Here is a 16,201-nt window from a genome sequence, read left to right as displayed (position 1 = left end):
ACCGCGGGCGACCTAGCGGGTCGGGTCCTTGCCGTTGGGCTGGCTCGGCCCCGGGCCCGGGGACCACCAGCCCGGTACGGTCTTCTCCCCGTGCACCACCGTCGGCGCGATGCCCTCCGTGAACGGCTCGATCTGCAGCAGCTGGCCCCACGACTGGCTCGGCTGCCCGATCAGGTAGCTCGGGACCTCGGGCTCCTCGGCCAGCTCCTCCAGCCACCCGATCGGCCCGCCGTTGGTCGACGACGCCCACTCCGCCTCGTCCGCCAGGCCGCCCGCCGTGATGCGGTACTCCGGGACCTGCGAGATGCCGTCGTGGGACGTCACCGGCTGGACGCACGGGTACACGAACGACGCCGGCCAGTCGACGTACACCGGCTTCGAACCGATCTTGTCCGTCAGCGTCGTGAACGTCGGGACGCGCGGGGCCGACGCCGCGATCCAGCCGTCCTCCGTCAGGTCGTTGTCGACGATGTTGATGCGGACCGCGTTCGTCTCCGGGGGGAGGTCGCGCAGGTTGATGCGGGTGTCGTTCCAGCCGCCCGTGCCTGAGCCCGGCGGGAGCATGAACTGGCTGCGCAGCACCTTCACGCCCTCCGGGGTGTTGACGCCGTAGTCGAGGCTCACCGACGTCGGGCGGCGGGCCTCGCCGGCCGTCGCCACCACGATCTGGCCGTCCGCCGGCTTCTCCGTCAGCGCGTACCAGTCGCTGCGCAGGCGGCCCGCGCGCGTCTCCTGGTCGAGGTAGCTCGACCACATCGGCACGGTCTCCGGGGTGAACCCGTGCGGCGGCTCGGCCAGCGGGTCCTTGTCGTCGACCGCGCGGGTGTGGAAGCCGGTCTGGACGCGGCCGTTGTCCTGGTCGGGGTTCGGCAGCGGGGAGTTGGGCTCCTTGGGCTTCTCCGCGACCGTCCGCTGCTCGGTCTGCGGGTGCAGGATGCTCGTCGCCGCGTCGCGCTCCACCATCACGTGGTCGGACAGGTTGCAGCTCTTGCCGAACAGGTGCCCGACGTTCGCCGCGCCGAGGCTGTAGCTGCCGGCCTGGTTGTGGATCGCCCACGCCATCGTGGCGAACTCGCCCGCCGCCACCAGGCCGCAGACCACCACCAGCGACAGCGACCCGAGCCGCAGCGCGCGCAGCCTGCCCTCCTGCGGCTGGGCCGGCAGCCCCGGCCGGTGCGCGCGGACGTTCTCGACGAACGCGTAGATCCCGGCGACGGCCGCGGCCACCAGCAGGATCGTGGACAGGCCGATGCCGCCGATCGACGGCGCCACGTTCGTCCACTGGACGCCGAGGCGCGAGACGAACCAGTACGTGTTCGGGCCGGTCGCGGCCAGCGCGCCGACGACCAGCAGCCCGGCCAGGAAGGCGGCGCGGTTGCGTTTCGACCGCAGCACGGTCGAACTCGTCGCGAGCGCCGTCAACGCCGCCATCGACGCCCCGACCGCGGCGAACGCGCCGAAGTGGTGCGTCCACTTCGTCGGCGTCAGGGCCAGCAGCAGGAAGAACAGTGCCGTCGTGCCGATCAGGCGGCGCGCGGGGCCGAGCGACGCGCCCTGGATGCGGCCGCGACGCAGCAGCATCACCAGGCAGGTGGCGGTGCACAGCACGACCAGGAGCACCGGGAACCGGCGTGGCGCGGAGCCGTCCGGCAGGTCGGCGAACAACAGCTGGTACCGCGCGAGCTCCTGGAACCACGACAGGTTCGGGCCCACCTGGGTCCGGATCCGGGTGGCCTCCTGGACCGTCGCGAACGTCTGGTCGGCGAACACGACGACGAGCACCAGCAGCCCCGCCGCGGCGATCGGCGCGAGCACCGGAAGCCAGCCGGACTCGGTGGCGCGCTGGCGGATCAGCTTGAACAGCGGCCGCGCGGCGACCAGGAACGGTGCCACCGCGATCAGCCCGGTCGGCGTCGCGGCGAGAGTGAACCCGGCCGCGGTCAGGCCGAGGCACAGCGGCAGCAGCCGCCGCGTCACCAGGGTGCGCTCGACGGCGCAGATCGCCAGCAGCGACCCGAGCGCGGCGACCGGTTCGGGCCGGACGCCGTTGTTGTAGGGCATCCACCAGACCAGGAACACCGTCGCCGCGGCCCAGCTGGCCGGGCGGCTGGTGCGGACCTGGGCGCCCAGGCGCGGCATGACCTCACGGCTGATCAGCAGCCAGCTCAGGACGCCGAGCAGGAACGACGGCAGCCGGATCCACGGCGGCACCACGCTGACGTGCGCCATCAGCTCGAAGACGTGGTAGAACCAGCCGAACGGCGCCTCGGCGACGCCGAACCAGCGGTGGTAGTTCGTGAGGAAGCCGGTCTGCTCGGTGACCCGGGCCATCGTCAAGATGTAACCGTCGTCCGAGGTCACCGGCCCGATGAAGACCCACGCGCCGAGCGCGACGATCACCGTGGCGTCCCGCAGCGTCAGCCGCCACCAGCCGACCGGCGCCCAGCGCGGCGCGCGTCTCGCGGAGCCGGAGTCGCGGCGCCAGACCGCGATCATGCAGCCGATCAGCGACAGCACGGCGAGCACGCCGACGATGATCTTCAGCGCGGTCGGCGACGTCTGGTAGCGCGTGTCCGGCACGACCGAGACGTGCAGGCCGGCGATCGGGTCCTTGCTCGAGTTGAGGGAGGAGTAGATGCCGACCACGCGGGGCCGGACGTCGCCGTTCGCGTGGAACACCGGCGTCCCGGCCACGGCGAGGGTCATCTGCGTCGCGTCGACGTCCAGCTCGACGTCGCACTTCTCGGCGGGCAGCGGCTGCTGGGCGATCTGCTGGCCCTGGCTGGAGGCGAGCAGCACGCCGTTGTCGACGCGCAGCTGCAGCCCGACGCCCTTGCCGGACTTCGGGTCGGTGCGGCCGTCCGGCACGGTGGCGAAGAGCAGGCCCGGGCCGCTGGTGCGGGCGTCGATCGAGCGGATGGCCGCGCACGGCAGCTCGGCGCGCAGGTCCTGGGCCCAGTACCCGGTCAAGGGCGCGTTGACGGAGCGGGTGTCGCTGCCGGTCGGCCAGACGACCTCCGCCGTGTCCTGCACCACCGGCAGGAAGGGGAAAGCCAGCGCGCACAAGGCCGAGAGCAGCCCCAGCGCTACGGCAATCAGACGCATCGGCGCAACGCTAACGGGTCAGACGTCGGCGGCTGACGCAACCCCCGGATCACGCGGGGTGAAGCGCCCGTGGTGCAGGGCCTCGGTCAGGGGACGGCGGCTGCGCCAGCCGTGGCGTTCCAGGTCGGGCACGGTTTCCAGCTTGCTCACCGGCCCGACGCAGAGCCACGCGACCGGCCGGACGCCGTCCGGAACGCCCAGCAGTTCGCCCAGGAACGGCTCCCGGTAGAAGCTGACCCAGCCGACGCCGAGGCCTTCGGCGGTGGCGGCGAGCCAGAGGTTCTGGATCGCGAGGCACACCGAGTAGAGGCCGGCGTCGGCGATGGCGTGCCGGCCGAGGACGTCGGGCGCGCCACGCGCCGGGTCGTAGGTGACGACGATGCCGAGGCTCGACTCGAGGATGCCCTCGATCTTGATGTTCGCGAAGGTGCTCGCGCGGTCTTCGGTGAGCTGCTCCGCGAAGACCTCTCGCTCCTCGTGGACGTGCTTCGCGAACGTCTCGCGCGTCGCGTGGTCGTCGACCAGCACGAAGTCCCAGGGCTGGGTGAGCCCGACGCTCGGCGCGGCGTGCGCGGCCTCGAGGATCCTGAGCAGGGTGTCGTCGGGGATCGGCTCGCCGGTGAACTCGCCGCGGACGTCCCGGCGCTTGCGCAGGACTTCGTAGAACTCTTCGATCATCGGTTCAGGACCCATTCGACGGCGTCGGCCACGGTTGCGGCGGTCTCCGTCTCCGGTCGCGGCGGTCGCCGGACCAGGAGGACGGGTTTGCCCAGTTCGCGCGCCGCCGTCAGCTTCGCGCTGGTCTGCGTGCCGCCGGAGTCCTTGGTGACCAGGACGTCGGTGCGGTGGAGCAGTGCGCGTTCGGCGGCGACTTCGTACGGCCCGCGCGCGAGGATCAGCTCGTGCCGGCGGGGCAGCGGCGGCTCGGGCGGGTCGACGCAGCGGATCAGGAACCACAGGTCGTCGAGGTGCGCGAAGGCCGGGAGGCCCTGGCGGCCGCTGGTGAGGAAGACGCGGTTTCCCAGTCCGGGGAGCTTCTTCGCGGCGTCTTCGAGGTCGTCCGCCCAGTGCCAGACGTCGTTTTCGCCCGGAGTCCAGCCCGGCCGGGCCAGCCGCAGCAGGGGAGTCCGTGTGGTTTCCGCCGCTTTCGCCGCGTTCGCGCCGATGCGCTCGGCGAAGGGGTGCGTCGCGTCCACGACGGCCTTCACGTCGTTCTCGCGCAGCCAGGCCGCGAGACCTTCCGGGCCGCCGAAGCCGCCTACGCGTACTTCGCCGACCGGGAGCCTCGGCCTCGCGACGCGTCCCGCGAGCGAAGACACAACGCGCACTTCGCTTCTTACGAGCTCTTCGGCGAGCTTTCGCGCTTCGCCCGTTCCCCCGAGGATGAGGATCACGACTTGCCGTACCCGACGGCTTCGCGCCACCGGTCCAGGGTGCGCATGTTGGCCAGCGTCTCGGCCCAGGTCAGCTCGGGTGCCTGCCGGTCGCCGACGTGCGCGGCGACGTGGTCCGCTTCGCGCGCGAAGACGCCCTGGGTCGCTTCGACCTCGATGACCTCCGGCTCGCCGTCGGCCGGTGTCAGGACGATCCGGGAGACGCCCGGCTTGCGCAGCGGGTGGATCCACGCGGGCTCCGGCACGTACAGCTGCCCGCGCGTGCCGAACACGCGGATGCCGTCCTCGCGGGTGAGGCGGATGCCGCAGGAGATCGTCGCGAGGATGTCGCCGGGCAGCCGGAGCAGGCCGGTCGCGTACTCGTCGACGCCTTGCGGGGAGAGTTTCGCCATCCCGCTGACCTCGGTCGGCTCGACGACGTCCTGCCCGGTCGCGGCCTGGGCGACCAGCCGCGCCAGCGACGTGCAGTAGCAGCCGACGTCGAGGATCCCGCCGCCGCCGAGCGCCGGGTCGGACAGGCGGGCGGTCTCCTCCGGGTTGCTGTCGAAGGAGAACGTCGTGTCGACCGCGCGGACCTCGCCGATCGCGCCGCTCGCGATCAGCTCGACCAGCCGCCGCGTCTGCGGGTGCAGGCGGTACATGAACGCCTCCATGAGGAAGACGTCGTTGGTGCGAGCCGCGTCGATGACCTCCTCGGCGTCGGCGGCGGTGAGCGTCAGCGGCTTTTCGCACAGCACGTGCTTGCCGGCTTCGGCCGCGGCGATGGCCCATTCCTTGTGCAGGGCGTGCGGCGTCGCGACGTACACGGCGTCGATGTCCGGATCGGCGAGGAGGTCTTCGTAGCTGCCGTAGGCCTTGGGGATCTCGAAGCGGGTGGCGAAGTCGCGGGCGCGGTCGCCGTTGCGTGCGGCGACCGCGGCGAGCGTGCCGTGCTTGCTTTCGTCGACGCCCGCGGCGAAGTGGGCGGCGATGGTCCCGGCGGCCAGCAGGCCCCAACGCAGTTCTGTCACAACGACTCCGGTTGGTCGGCCCGGTCGCGGGCACTGGAATAGAGGAAGCTGTCCGGGAAGCCCTCGGCGGCGAGCACCCGGCCGACGAAGATGGTGGCAGCGCGGGTCATCCCCGCTTCGCGGACCCTCTGGGGGAGCTCGCCGAGCACCCCGCGCACGATGGTCTCCCCGGGCTGGGTCGCCAGCGCGACGACGGCGATGGGGCAGTCGGCGCCGTAGTGGGGAGTGAGCTCCTCGGTGACGCGCTCGACGTGGTTGATCGCCAGGTGCAGCGCGAGCGTCGCCTCGGTGGCGGCGAAGGCGGCGAGGGTTTCCTTGGGCGGCATCTTGGTGGAGCGCGCCTGGACGCGGGTGATCACCAGGCTCTGCCCGACTTCGGGCACGGTGAGTTCGCGTTTCAGCGCGGCGGCCGAAGCGGCGAAGGCGGGTACGCCGGGTACGACGTCGTAAGGGACGTTCTTCGCGTCGAGCCGCCGGGCCTGCTCGGCGACGGCGCTGTAGAGCGACGGGTCGCCGGAGCACAGCCGGACGACCTCGTGCCCGTTTTCGTGCGCTTCGACGAGCTTTCCGACGATTTCTTCGAGGCTGAGGTTCGCGGTGTCGATCAGCGTGGCCTCGGGCGGGCAGTACGCGAGCAGGTCGGGCGGGGTCATGCTGCCGGGGTAAAGGCAGACGTCGCAGCGGGCGAGCAGGTCCCGCCCCCGCACGGTGATGAGGTCCGCGGCCCCCGGCCCGGCCCCGACGAAGTGCACGGTCATCGACGGCCACCACCGGTCGCGCGGTCACGGACACTGGGCGAACGTGCGGTCATCGGCTGCTCCACTGCGTCACGGTGCGGGCGGGGGTCCACCCGGTGAAGCCCCCGAGCGGCGCCGCGCGTTCGACGGCGATCCGCAGCAGTTCACCACCTCGCTCGGCGTACACGTCGCCGAGGATCCGCTCGGCCTCCAGCGTCACCCCGTGCGCCACCAGCCGCGCGCCCGTGGACAGGCACGTGTCCAGCAGGCCCGGGGTCGTCAGGCCGCCGCCGATGAAGATCGCGTCCGGGGCCGGGAGCGCGCTCAACGACTCCGGGGCCGGGCCGGTCACCACCTCCAGCTCCGGCACGCCCAGGTCGAGCGCGTTCCGGCCGATCCGCTCGGCGCGGTCCGGGTCCTGCTCGATCGCGATGGCGCGGTTCAGCTCGTGCAGCCGCGACCACTCGATCCCGACGCTGCCCGCGCCCGCGCCGACGTCCCACAACAGCTCGCCGGGGCACGGCGCGAGCCGCGCCAGCGCCGACACCCGCAGGTCGCGCTTCGTCAGCTGACCGTCGTGCGAATACACGTCGTCCGGGATGCCGATCAGCGGCAGCGCCGGGCCCTCGCACGTCAGCGCGAACACCGTCAGCGGACCGGGGTCGCCGGCCCAGCCGTCGGTGATGCGCTCCTCCGGCCCGCCGAGGTTCTCCAGCGCGAACAGCTCGCTCTCGCCGTACCCGCGCACGGTCAGCAGGGAGCGCAACGCCGCCGCGTCGGCACCCAGCACGAGCACCCGCCGCCCCGGCGCCAGCACCCGGGCGACACGGGCCGGCGACCGGCCGACGAGCGACACCACTTCGGTCTCCTCGGCGGACCAGCCCAGCCGCGCCCGGGCCAGCGTCACCGACGAGACCGCGGGCAGCGCCGCGACCTCGTACCCATGGGCCACCAAGGTGGTGCCGATCCCCGACAAAAACGGATCACCGCTGGCCAGGACGCAGATGCGCTCGCCTTCGTGCTCGGCGATGAGCGCGTCGAGCCCCGGCAGCAGCGGCGACGGCCACGGCTCGCCCGGGACGTCGCCGGGCAGGTAGGCCAGCTGCCGCGGCGCGCCCAGCACGACGTCGGCGCCGAGCACCAGGGCCCGGGCCTGCTCGGACAGGCCCGGCCACCCGTCGGCCCCGATCCCGACCACCGTCAGCCGTGCCCGGCGTTCCCGGGGCTCCCACCCCTCGGGAACGCCGTCGCCCTGGCGGGCGGCCGCGGGTCCAGTCGCAGGTCGGAGTGATTCTTCGCGCACGATTTCCCACCCTAAGCGAGCCGGGCGCTGTGCGATGATCGGCCGGTCGCCGAGCTGGAGGAGTGCTGTTGAAGCCGTACCCGTTCACCGCCGTCGTCGGGATGCCGGACCTGCGCCTCGCGCTCGTCCTCTCCTCGATTTCGCCCGCCGTCGGCGGGGTGCTGGTGCGCGGTGAGAAGGGCACGGCGAAGTCGACCATGGTCCGCGCGCTCGCCGGCCTGCTGCCGAGCGTGGACGTCGTCGACGGCTGCCGGTTCTCCTGCGATCCCGCGGCGCCCGACCCGGTCTGCCCGGACGGCCCGCACGACGCGGCCACGAGCCACCGGCGGCCGGCGAAGCTGGTCGAGCTGCCGGTCGGCGCGGCCGAGGACCGCGTCGTCGGCTCGCTGAACCTGGAACGCGCGCTGGGCGAAGGCGTCACGGACTACCAGCCGGGCCTGCTGGCCGCCGCGCACCGCGGGCTGCTCTACGTCGACGAGGTCAACCTGCTCCACGACCACCTCGTCGACACCCTGCTCGACGCCGCCGCGATGGGTCGCGCGACCGTCGAGCGCGAGGGCGTCTCGGTGTCGCACGCCGCGCGGTTCGTGCTGATCGGTACCATGAACCCCGAGGAAGGCGAGCTGCGGCCGCAGCTGCTGGACCGGTTCGGGCTGACCGTCGAGGTCGCCTCCAGCCGCGACCCGGAGCAGCGCGTCGAGGTCGTCCGGCGCCGGCTTGCCTACGAAGCCGATCCGGACGGTTTCGCCCAGCGGTACGCCGCCGATGACGCCCACCTGGCCGAAGAGATCGAGTCGGCGCAGAAGCTTTTGCCGGCCGTGAAACTCCCCGACGACGCGCTGCGCCAGATCGCCGAGATCTGCGCGTCCTTCGAGGTCGACGGCATGCGCGCGGACATCGTCACCGCGCGCACCGCCGTCGCGCACGCGGCCTGGGCCGGCCGCGACGAGGTGACCACCGACGACGTCCGCGTCGCCGCGCGGCTCGCGCTGCCGCACCGCCGCCGCCGCAACCCGTTCGACGCCCCCGGCATCTCGGAAGAGCAGCTGGAGCAGGCACTTCAGGACGCCGAGTCGTCACAGCAGCCGGGCCCGGAGGACGACGGTCCCGGCTCGGGCTCGACGCCGGACGAAGCACCCCAGGATGTTCCGCAGGGGGACGCGCCGCGGGGCGAGCCGCAGCAGAAGCAGAACGGCGGGCAGCAGAAGACCGTCGGCGCCGGCGAGACGTTCAAGGCCCGCGTGTTCCGCGTCAAGGGCACCGGCGAAGGCGAGCGAGGACGTCGTTCGCGCGCGATCACCGACAGCGGCCGCACCATCGGCGTCCAGCCGCCGAGCGTCCGGGACGGGCGGCCGCACCTGGTCGCGACCGTGAAAGCCGCGGCGCCGCACCAGAAAGCCCGTGGCCGCGACGGTGCCGGGCTGAAGCTGCGCAGGCAGGACCTCCGCTTCGCGCTGCGCGAAGGCCGCGAAGGCAACCTCGTGCTGTTCTGCGTCGACGCGTCCGGCTCGATGGGCGCGAAGGCGCGGATGCGCGAGGTCAAGTCCGCGGTCCTGTCCCTGCTGCTCGACGCCTACCAGCGCCGCGACAAGGTCGGGCTCGTCACCTTCCGCGGCAGCGAAGCCGAGCTCGCGCTGCCGCCGACCATCAGCGTCGACGCGGCCGCGTCCCGCCTCGAAGGCCTGCCGACCGGCGGCCGGACGCCCCTCGCCGAAGGCCTCCTGGAAGCCGCGCGGGTGCTGCGCGTCGAGGAGATCCGCGACCCGCGGCGCCGCCCGCTGCTGGTCGTCGTCACCGACGGCCGCGCCACCAGCGGCCCCGACGCCGTCGCGCGCGCCCAGGCCGCGGCCGGGCTGCTCACCGGCGTCACCACCATCGTCATGGACTGCGAGAGCGGCAAGATGCGGCTCGGCCTGGCCGCCGACCTGGCCGTCCACCTCGGTGCGGAGCACGTGCCCCTGGCCGACGTCGCCGCCGAGTCGCTGGCCGACGCCGTCCGCGCCCGGACCGGGAAGGCCGCCTGATGCCGCAGGGAAAGCCGGACGTCGTCCCGGCCGACGGGCTGACCACGCGCCAGCGTCGCAACCGGCCGCTGCTCGCCGTGCACACCGGCGAGATGAAGGGCAAGTCGACCGCCGCGTTCGGGATGGCGCTGCGCGCCTGGAACCAGGGCTGGTCGATCGGGGTGTTCCAGTTCGTCAAGTCGGCGAAGTGGCGCGTCGGCGAGGAAGCCGCGTTCCGCGCGCTGGGCAAGCTGCACGACGACACCGGCGAGGGCGGGCCGGTCGAGTGGCACAAGATGGGCGAGGGCTGGAGCTGGGCGCGCAAGGCCGGCACCGACGAGGACCACGCCGCGAACGCCCGGGAAGGCTGGGCGGAGATCAAGCGCCGGCTCGCCGCCGAAACGCACGACTTCTACGTCCTCGACGAGTTCTCCTACCTGCTCAAGTGGGGCTGGCTCGAAGTCGACGACGTCGTGTCCACTTTGGTCTCGCGGCCCGGGCACCAGCACGTCGTCATCACCGGCCGGTACGCGCCGCCCGAGCTGGTCGAGGCCGCCGACCTCGTCGCCGAGATGACCAAGGTCAAGCACCCGATGGACGCCGGCCAGAAGGGCCAGCGGGGGATCGAGTGGTAGCGCGCGTGGTCGTCGCCGCGCCCGGTTCGGGGCACGGCAAGACCACCATCGCCGCCGGGCTGATGGCGGCGCTGCGCGAAGCGGGGCACCGCGTCTCCGGGCACAAGGTCGGCCCCGACTTCATCGACCCGAGCTACCACGCGCTGGCGACCGGACGCCCCGCGCGCAACCTGGACCCGTTCCTGCAGGGCGAAGACCAGCTGGTTCCCTTGCTGCGCCACGGTTCTCGCGACGCCGACATCGCCGTCATCGAGGGCGTGATGGGCCTGTTCGACGGCGCGCTGGGCACCGAGGGCTACGCCTCGACCGCGCACGTCGCCCGGCTCCTGGACGCGCCGGTGGTGCTGGTGGTGGACGCGTCGGCGGCGTCGCGCAGTGTCGCGGCGACCGTGCTCGGGTTCGCTTCCTACGACACGCGGGTGCGGCTGGCCGGGGTCATCCTCAACAAGCTCGGCTCGCAGCGGCACCGCGACGAGATCGCGTCCGCGCTGGAGGCCACCGGCGTCCCGCTGCTGGGAGCGTTGTACCGCAACGAAGAGATCCACGCGCCGAGCCGGCACCTCGGGCTCGTCCCGGCGGCCGAACGGGCCGTCGACGCGCAGCGCGTGCTGCCGTCGCTGGCCGCGTGGGTGCGGGAGGGCGTCGACCTCGAAGCGATCGTCCGGATCGCGTCCGGGGCTTCGCGGCTTTCTGCTCCGGCGTGGTCACCGTCCGGTGTGGACGGTCCGCGCGTGACGGTCGCCGCCGCCGGCGGACCGGCGTTCACCTTCCGCTACACCGAGAACGTCGAGCTGCTGGCCGCCTGCGGTGTCGACGTGGTCGACGTCGATCCGTTGCGTGACCAGGCCTTGCCCGATGGGTGTGCCGGGTTGTACTTCGGCGGCGGGTTCCCCGAGGTGCACGCGGCGGAACTGTCGGCGAACACGGCGTTGCGGCTCGAAGTGGCTTCGGCGATTTCCCGCGGCATGCCGGTGAGCGCGGAATGCGCCGGCCTGCTGTACCTGTGCCAGTCGCTGGACGGCGTGCCGATGGTCGGCGCGCTGCCCGCGGACGCGAAGATGACCGCGCGCGGCAAGCTCGGCTACCGGCGTGCGGTCGCCGTCGAGGACAACGTCCTGGCCACGGCGGGGCAGCGCGTCACCGGGCACGAGTTCCACCGCACCGAGGTCACGCCGTCGCACGGCGCATCGGCGGCCTGGGGCTGGGACCGGCAGCTGGACGGCTTCGCGTCGCCGACGCTGCACGCGTCCTACCTGCACGTCCACTGGGCCGGATATCCCGAGCTGGCCCGGCGGTTCGCGGCGCGGGTCCGGGCCTATGCCTGACTACGACCTGCACCACCACGGCGACCGCGAGGTCGGGCCGGGGCTGGTCGACCTCGCCGTGAACGTTCGGCTGCCCCGGCCGCCCGCGTGGCTGCGGCAGGAGCTGGCGTCCGCTTTGGACTCCCTGGCGGCTTATCCGTCCACTGTGGAGGCTTCGCGGGCGGTCGCTTCGCGGCACGGCCGTGCTGTGGAAGAAGTCCTGGTCACAGCGGGTGCGGCGGAGGCGTTCACGCTGCTGGCGTCGGCACTGCGGCCTCGCCATGCGGTGGTCGTGCACCCGCAGTTCACCGAGCCGGAAGCCGCTTTGCGAGCGGCGGGTCACGCCGTCTCACGGGTCGTATTGTCCGAAGAGGACGGTTTCGTGCTGGACCCGGCGCTGGTCCCGTCCGACGCCGACCTGGTGTTCGTGGGCAATCCGACGAACCCGACGTCGGTGTTGCACCCCGCTTCCGCCTTGCTGGCGTTGACGCGGCCCGGGCGGCTGCTGGTGGTCGACGAGGCGTTCCTGGACGCGGTCCCCGGCGAAAGCGAAAGTTTGGCGGCCGGTGTCCCGGGCGTCGTCGTGCTGCGCAGCCTGACGAAGACGTGGGGCCTGGCCGGGCTGCGGGCGGGGTACGTGCTCGCTCCGGCGGACGTCATCGAACGGCTGCGCGCGGTGCAGGTGCCGTGGTCGGTGTCCACTTTGGCCGGAGTGGCGACGGTGGCGTGCTGCCGTCCGTCCGCGGTGGAGGAAGCGGAGAAGCTGGCGATCGCGGCGGAGTCGGACCGCGAGTACCTGGTGTCCGGCCTGGCGGAGGCGGGCGTCCCCGTACTGGGCGACCCGCGCGGCCCGTTCGTGCTGGTCCGAGTCTCCGATGGCGCGTCCCTGCGGGCGCGGCTGCGGGAGGCGGGCTACGCGGTCCGGCGAGGAGACACGTTCCCGGGTCTCGGCCCGGACCACCTGCGCCTGGCGGTCCGCGATCGTGCGGTGACCGACGCGTTCCTGGAAAAGCTGCGCGAAGTTTCGTAAACACCGACAGGGGGCTGTCGCCACCACCGCCGAGAGTGGGTATCGCCGCCGGGAGATGCCCGGCGCGGCAGTGGAAGGAACGACATGCCCCGATTCAACGACGTCGCCTGGTTCGAGATCGGTGCGGCCGACCCGGCGGCCGCCGAACGGTTCTACGGCGAGGTCTTCGGCTGGGCCGTCGCGCAGGACGACTCGGCCAGCACCGACGCCGCCTACCGGGTCATCGACACCGGTGGTTCGCGCGGCGGGCTCTTCGCGACCAAGGGGGAAATGCCCGATTACGCGGTGTTCACCGTGCTCGTCGAGGACGTGGCGGCCGCGTGCCGCCGGGTCGAAGAAGCCGGCGGGAAGGTGCAGCGGCCGCCGGCGGTGAACCCCGTCGGGGTGACGTTCGCGCACCTGCTCGACCCGGCCGGCAACCACTTCTCGGTGTTCACTCCGCCAAACTGAGCTGCGCGACGACGCCGTACGGGATGTCGAGGTCCTCGCGCCGCAGCGGGCGGGGCGGGGGTACCTCGGCGGTGACCGAGACCGAGGTGATCCGGTCGACGCGGAAGGCGCGGATCTCTTCGCGCAGCCGGCACCACGCCACCAGGTACCAGTGCTCCGGCTTCCCGACGTAACCCAGCGGCTCGATGTCCCGCCGCGTCTCGGCGCCCGCGCGGTCGCCGTAGCCGATGCGCAGGACGCGGCGGGTGACGAGCGCGTCGGCCAGCACGCGGGGGATCGGGGGCAGGTCGGCGTCGTCGGTGAGGAAGTGGACGCGGGTGGCCAGTGCTTCGGCCGCGGCGACGTCGTCCTCCTGCATCGCGGCGACGAGCTTGCGCAGCGCCGAGCCCGCTTCGGTGCGGAACGGCGTGCCCGCCAGCCGTTTGAGCGCCATGGCCATGGCGACGGCCTCGCCGGGCGTCAGGTTGACCGGCGGCAGGGTGCGCGCCTTGTCGAGGCAGTACCCGCCGGTGCGGCCGGGTTCGGCGTAGATGGGTGTGCCGGACTGCTGCAGCGCGCTGATGTCGCGCTCGACGGTGCGGGTGCTGACCTCGAACCGGTTCGCGAGCCAGCGCGCGCTGCGGGGCCGCGGCGCGACGGCCCGGAGTTCTTCGACGAGGGCGTAGAGACGATCGGTCCGGTTCACGGCCTGGACCTTAGGCGTGGGGTACGACGTTTTCAGGCGAGGGCGAGCAGCGACGCGGCGACGGCGACCTCGACCCCGGCGCCGAGGACGTCACCGGTGACACCCCCGAGGCGCCGGGTGCACCTGACGAGCAGGGCCGCGGCGACGACGTAGGCGACGACCACGGCGAGCGGGCCCCGCCACCAGCCCAGCCCGGGGATCAGGGCACTCGCCCCGGCGGCGGCCGCGGCGATCGCGGCGGCGACGGTCCTCGGGACGGACCCGGCGACGGTGGCACCGAGCCCTTCGGGCCGCGCGGACGGCACACCGCGCGCGCAGGACATGGAGAGCGTGCAGCGCCCGATGAGCACCCCCGCGACGACGGCGGCGACGGGATGGTGGGCTTGGCTGAGCGCACCGACCTGGACGAGCAGGACGAAGACGAGCGTCGCGACACCGGTGGGGCCCGAGTCGCCGCGGCGCATGACGTCGAGGGCCTTGGCACGGTCGTAGGAGGCACCGAGGCCATCGGCGGTGTCGGCGAGCCCGTCGAGGTGCAGGCCCCGGCTCCCGAGCGCTACGACCCCGAGGGCAACCGCCGCGACGGCGATCCTCGGCAGGCCGAGAGCATCCCCACCGGCGACGACGAGCCCGGCGGCCGCGGCGAGGGGGAGGGCGGCGAGCGGAGCGAGCATCATGGCCCCGCCGGCAACCCGCCGATCGATGACGCGGGGCGCCGGGACGGGCACGGTGGTGAGCGTCCCGACGGCCATCCGCACGGAGTCGGCCCAGCGGCTCACGCGGGGTTGTCCACAGGCGGCGCGGTGCCGGCGGAGTTGTCCACAGATCGCTGAGCGGCGAGTTTTTCCTGGTGGGGGCCGATAGACTGGACCAAGGAGGCCCCCCAGGGAGTGGCGGGGGCTGCCCTCATGCCAGGTCCGCCAGCAGGCCCATGTCGGCGATGATCGCCCGCGCCGCCCGGAGCGTCGGGACTGCCTGCACCGCGCCGCTCCCCTCACCGAGCCGCAGCCCGAAGTCCAAGATCGGCTCCAACCCCAGCGCCTTCAGCGCGAACGCCTGCGACGGCTCCGTCGACCGATGCCCGGCCAGCCACCACTGCTCCGCCCCCGGCGCGATGTCCCGCGCGACCAGGGCCGCCGCGCCCGAGAACACCCCGTCCAGCAACACCGGGATCCGCAGCAAGGCCGCCTCGACCAGGAACCCCGCCGTCGCCGCGACGCACGCGCTGCCCAGCGCCGTCAACCGGGAGAACGGCTCCTCCACCCGGCCCGATGTCCGCGTCAACGCCGCCGCGACCGCCTCCGTCTTGCGGTCCAGGCCCGCGGCGTCGACGCCCGTTCCCGTGCCGACTACCTCGGCCGCCGGGAGGCCCAGCGACGCCGCCACCAGCGCCGCGCACATCGCCGTGTTGCCGATCCCCATGTCGCCCGGGATCAGCACGTCCGCGTCGCCTTCTTCGCGTGCGATCGCCCGGCCCGCTTCGAACGCCGCTCGCGCCTCGCCCGGCTCCAGTGCGTCCTCGACGTCGATCGAGCCCGAGCCGCGGCGGATCTTGTGCGCCGTGACGTCTGCCGGGACGTCCGCGCCGTCCCAGTCGACGCCCAGGTCGGCCACCCGGACCTTCGCTCCGACCTGCGCCGCCAGGACGTTCACGCCGCTCTTGCCGGCCAGGAACACCCGCACCATCGCCGCGGTCACCTCGCGCGGGTACGCCGACAGCGCCGACACGCCGTGGTCGCCCGCGAAGACCACCACCCGGACGTCGTCCAGCGGGCGCGGCGGCACGCTCCCGTGCGCCGCGGCCAGCCACGCGGCGATCTCCTCCAGCCTGCCGAGCGCGCCGAGCGGCTTGACCAGGCCGTCGAGCCGCTCGAGCGCGGCGGTGCGAGCGGCGGGGTCGGGGACGGGAACGTCGAACACGGGCGCCTCCTGGCTACAGGTCGAGCGCCCGGCCCGCGACGACCAGCACGACCCGGTCGGCGTCGGCGGACACCCGGTTGTTCAGTGCGCCCAGCACATCACGGAACAGCCGTCCGGACGACGTTGCGGGCACCACACCGCTGCCGACCTCGTTGCTGACCGCGACCACCGGCACCCGCGCCGCGGCCCACGCGGCGAGGAAGTCCTCGAGCCGGTCGTCCAGCCGGTGCTCCCAGCCCGGCTTCTCCCGCCACGCGCCGACGTCGTCCAGCACGCGCGACAGCCAGGTGCCGAGGCAGTCGATCAGCAGCGGCTCGGTCGCCTTGCGGAGGGTGCCCGCCAGGTCCGTGGTCTCGACGGTCTTCCAGTGCGACGGCCGCCGTGCCTGGTGCGCGGCCACCCGCGCGGCCCACTCGGGGTCGTCGTCGCTCGCGGGAAGGCCGGGCGCGACGTAGACGAGGTGCGGGTGGCGGGCGACGAGGCGCTCGGCGTGCCGCGACTTCCCCGAGCGGACGCCACCGAGGACCAGGACCTTGCCGTCGTCGCGTCCGTACCGGCGGAGCGCCTTCGCGAGGTTCTCGAGATAGCCGGCGAGCCGGTGGGTCAGCTTGGTCATACCCGGCAT

Annotated in this window: 15 protein-coding genes; 5 read left to right on the top strand and 10 right to left on the bottom strand. The window is 73.2% G+C overall.

Going from position 1 to position 16,201, the window contains the following annotated elements; translation table 11 throughout:
• Positions 1-12: 12 nt before the first annotated feature.
• From ACZ7PG_RS22145 to cbiE, 6 genes are read right to left on the bottom strand one after another with little or no spacing between them, the layout of a single operon-like run.
• A complete protein-coding gene (locus ACZ7PG_RS22145) occupies positions 13-3,105 on the bottom strand; it encodes an arabinosyltransferase domain-containing protein (protein ID WP_470240985.1) in 3,093 nt (1,030 codons plus the stop codon).
• Positions 3,106-3,123: 18 nt separating this feature from the next.
• Positions 3,124-3,783: a 5,6-dimethylbenzimidazole synthase gene (bluB, locus tag ACZ7PG_RS22140; RefSeq protein WP_470240984.1), complete on the bottom strand. Its 660-nt coding sequence runs from the start codon at positions 3,781-3,783 to the stop codon at positions 3,124-3,126.
• Positions 3,780-4,499, bottom strand: coding sequence for a cobalt-precorrin-6A reductase (locus ACZ7PG_RS22135; RefSeq protein WP_470240983.1), 720 nt, complete (start codon positions 4,497-4,499; stop codon positions 3,780-3,782). The genes bluB and ACZ7PG_RS22135 overlap by 4 nt, the downstream gene beginning before the upstream one ends.
• Positions 4,496-5,509 carry a Gfo/Idh/MocA family protein gene (locus ACZ7PG_RS22130; protein WP_470240982.1) on the bottom strand — a complete coding sequence of 338 codons (1,014 nt, stop codon included), beginning with the start codon at positions 5,507-5,509 and terminating at the stop codon, positions 4,496-4,498. The genes ACZ7PG_RS22135 and ACZ7PG_RS22130 overlap by 4 nt, the downstream gene beginning before the upstream one ends.
• A complete protein-coding gene (cobM, locus tag ACZ7PG_RS22125; RefSeq protein WP_470240981.1) occupies positions 5,506-6,267 on the bottom strand; it encodes a precorrin-4 C(11)-methyltransferase in 762 nt (253 codons plus the stop codon). The genes ACZ7PG_RS22130 and cobM overlap by 4 nt, the downstream gene beginning before the upstream one ends.
• A 49-nt stretch (positions 6,268-6,316) precedes the next feature.
• On the bottom strand, positions 6,317-7,444 hold the full coding sequence (cbiE, locus tag ACZ7PG_RS22120; protein ID WP_470242373.1) for a precorrin-6y C5,15-methyltransferase (decarboxylating) subunit CbiE: 1,128 nt from the start codon (positions 7,442-7,444) through the stop codon (positions 6,317-6,319).
• Between the two features lie 173 nt (positions 7,445-7,617).
• On the opposite strand from cbiE, the gene ACZ7PG_RS22115 reads away from it, so the two are divergent.
• The 5 genes from ACZ7PG_RS22115 (at position 7,618) to ACZ7PG_RS22095 (ending at position 12,971) form a co-directional block, all read left to right on the top strand.
• Positions 7,618-9,573 (top strand): putative cobaltochelatase, encoded by a 1,956-nt coding sequence (locus tag ACZ7PG_RS22115; protein ID WP_470240980.1) that lies wholly within the window; start codon positions 7,618-7,620, stop codon positions 9,571-9,573.
• Positions 9,573-10,187, top strand: coding sequence for a cob(I)yrinic acid a,c-diamide adenosyltransferase (gene cobO, locus ACZ7PG_RS22110; RefSeq protein WP_470240979.1), 615 nt, complete (start codon positions 9,573-9,575; stop codon positions 10,185-10,187). The genes ACZ7PG_RS22115 and cobO overlap by 1 nt, the downstream gene beginning before the upstream one ends.
• Positions 10,181-11,512, top strand: a complete 1,332-nt coding sequence (locus ACZ7PG_RS22105) for a cobyrinate a,c-diamide synthase (protein ID WP_470240978.1) — start codon at positions 10,181-10,183, stop codon at positions 11,510-11,512. Before cobO ends, ACZ7PG_RS22105 begins: the two co-directional genes overlap by 7 nt.
• Positions 11,505-12,521: an Rv2231c family pyridoxal phosphate-dependent protein CobC gene (gene cobC, locus ACZ7PG_RS22100; RefSeq protein WP_470240977.1), complete on the top strand. Its 1,017-nt coding sequence runs from the start codon at positions 11,505-11,507 to the stop codon at positions 12,519-12,521. The genes ACZ7PG_RS22105 and cobC overlap by 8 nt, the downstream gene beginning before the upstream one ends.
• 84 nt (positions 12,522-12,605) lie before the next feature.
• Entirely contained in the window at positions 12,606-12,971 is a 366-nt protein-coding gene (locus ACZ7PG_RS22095) for a VOC family protein (RefSeq protein WP_470240976.1), read from the top strand.
• Here the strand turns inward: ACZ7PG_RS22095 and ACZ7PG_RS22090 are convergent.
• From ACZ7PG_RS22090 to ACZ7PG_RS22075, 4 genes are all read right to left on the bottom strand, one after another.
• A complete protein-coding gene (locus tag ACZ7PG_RS22090) occupies positions 12,955-13,656 on the bottom strand; it encodes a helix-turn-helix transcriptional regulator (RefSeq protein ID WP_470240975.1) in 702 nt (233 codons plus the stop codon). The genes ACZ7PG_RS22095 and ACZ7PG_RS22090 overlap by 17 nt on opposite strands.
• Positions 13,657-13,688: 32 nt before the next feature.
• Positions 13,689-14,408: an adenosylcobinamide-GDP ribazoletransferase gene (locus ACZ7PG_RS22085; RefSeq protein ID WP_470242372.1), complete on the bottom strand. Its 720-nt coding sequence runs from the start codon at positions 14,406-14,408 to the stop codon at positions 13,689-13,691.
• A gap of 154 nt (positions 14,409-14,562) precedes the next feature.
• Positions 14,563-15,576, bottom strand: coding sequence for a nicotinate-nucleotide--dimethylbenzimidazole phosphoribosyltransferase (gene cobT / locus ACZ7PG_RS22080; RefSeq protein ID WP_470240974.1), 1,014 nt, complete (start codon positions 15,574-15,576; stop codon positions 14,563-14,565).
• 13 nt (positions 15,577-15,589) lie between these two features.
• Entirely contained in the window at positions 15,590-16,192 is a 603-nt protein-coding gene (locus ACZ7PG_RS22075; protein WP_470240973.1) for a bifunctional adenosylcobinamide kinase/adenosylcobinamide-phosphate guanylyltransferase, read from the bottom strand.
• Between the last annotated feature and the right edge of the window lie 9 nt (positions 16,193-16,201).

This window comes from Amycolatopsis sp. NPDC114504, assembly GCF_055633595.1.
The sequence above is the reverse complement of the archived record's forward strand: the minus strand, read 5'-3'. Positions and strand labels throughout refer to the sequence as shown.

Bases quoted from the DNA above. Each gene is read 5' to 3' on its own strand.
- cobO (WP_470240979.1), top strand. From the start codon at position 9,573: ATGCCGCAGGGAAAGCCGGACGTCGTCCCGGCCGACGGGCTGACCACG.
- cobM (WP_470240981.1), bottom strand. From the start codon at position 6,267: ATGACCGTGCACTTCGTCGGGGCCGGGCCGGGGGCCGCGGACCTCATC.
- bluB (WP_470240984.1), bottom strand. From the start codon at position 3,783: ATGATCGAAGAGTTCTACGAAGTCCTGCGCAAGCGCCGGGACGTCCGC.
- ACZ7PG_RS22145 (WP_470240985.1), bottom strand. From the start codon at position 3,105: ATGCGTCTGATTGCCGTAGCGCTGGGGCTGCTCTCGGCCTTGTGCGCG.
- ACZ7PG_RS22095 (WP_470240976.1), top strand. From the start codon at position 12,606: ATGCCCCGATTCAACGACGTCGCCTGGTTCGAGATCGGTGCGGCCGAC.
- ACZ7PG_RS22075 (WP_470240973.1), bottom strand. From the start codon at position 16,192: ATGACCAAGCTGACCCACCGGCTCGCCGGCTATCTCGAGAACCTCGCG.
- cobC (WP_470240977.1), top strand. From the start codon at position 11,505: ATGCCTGACTACGACCTGCACCACCACGGCGACCGCGAGGTCGGGCCG.
- ACZ7PG_RS22085 (WP_470242372.1), bottom strand. From the start codon at position 14,408: ATGGCCGTCGGGACGCTCACCACCGTGCCCGTCCCGGCGCCCCGCGTC.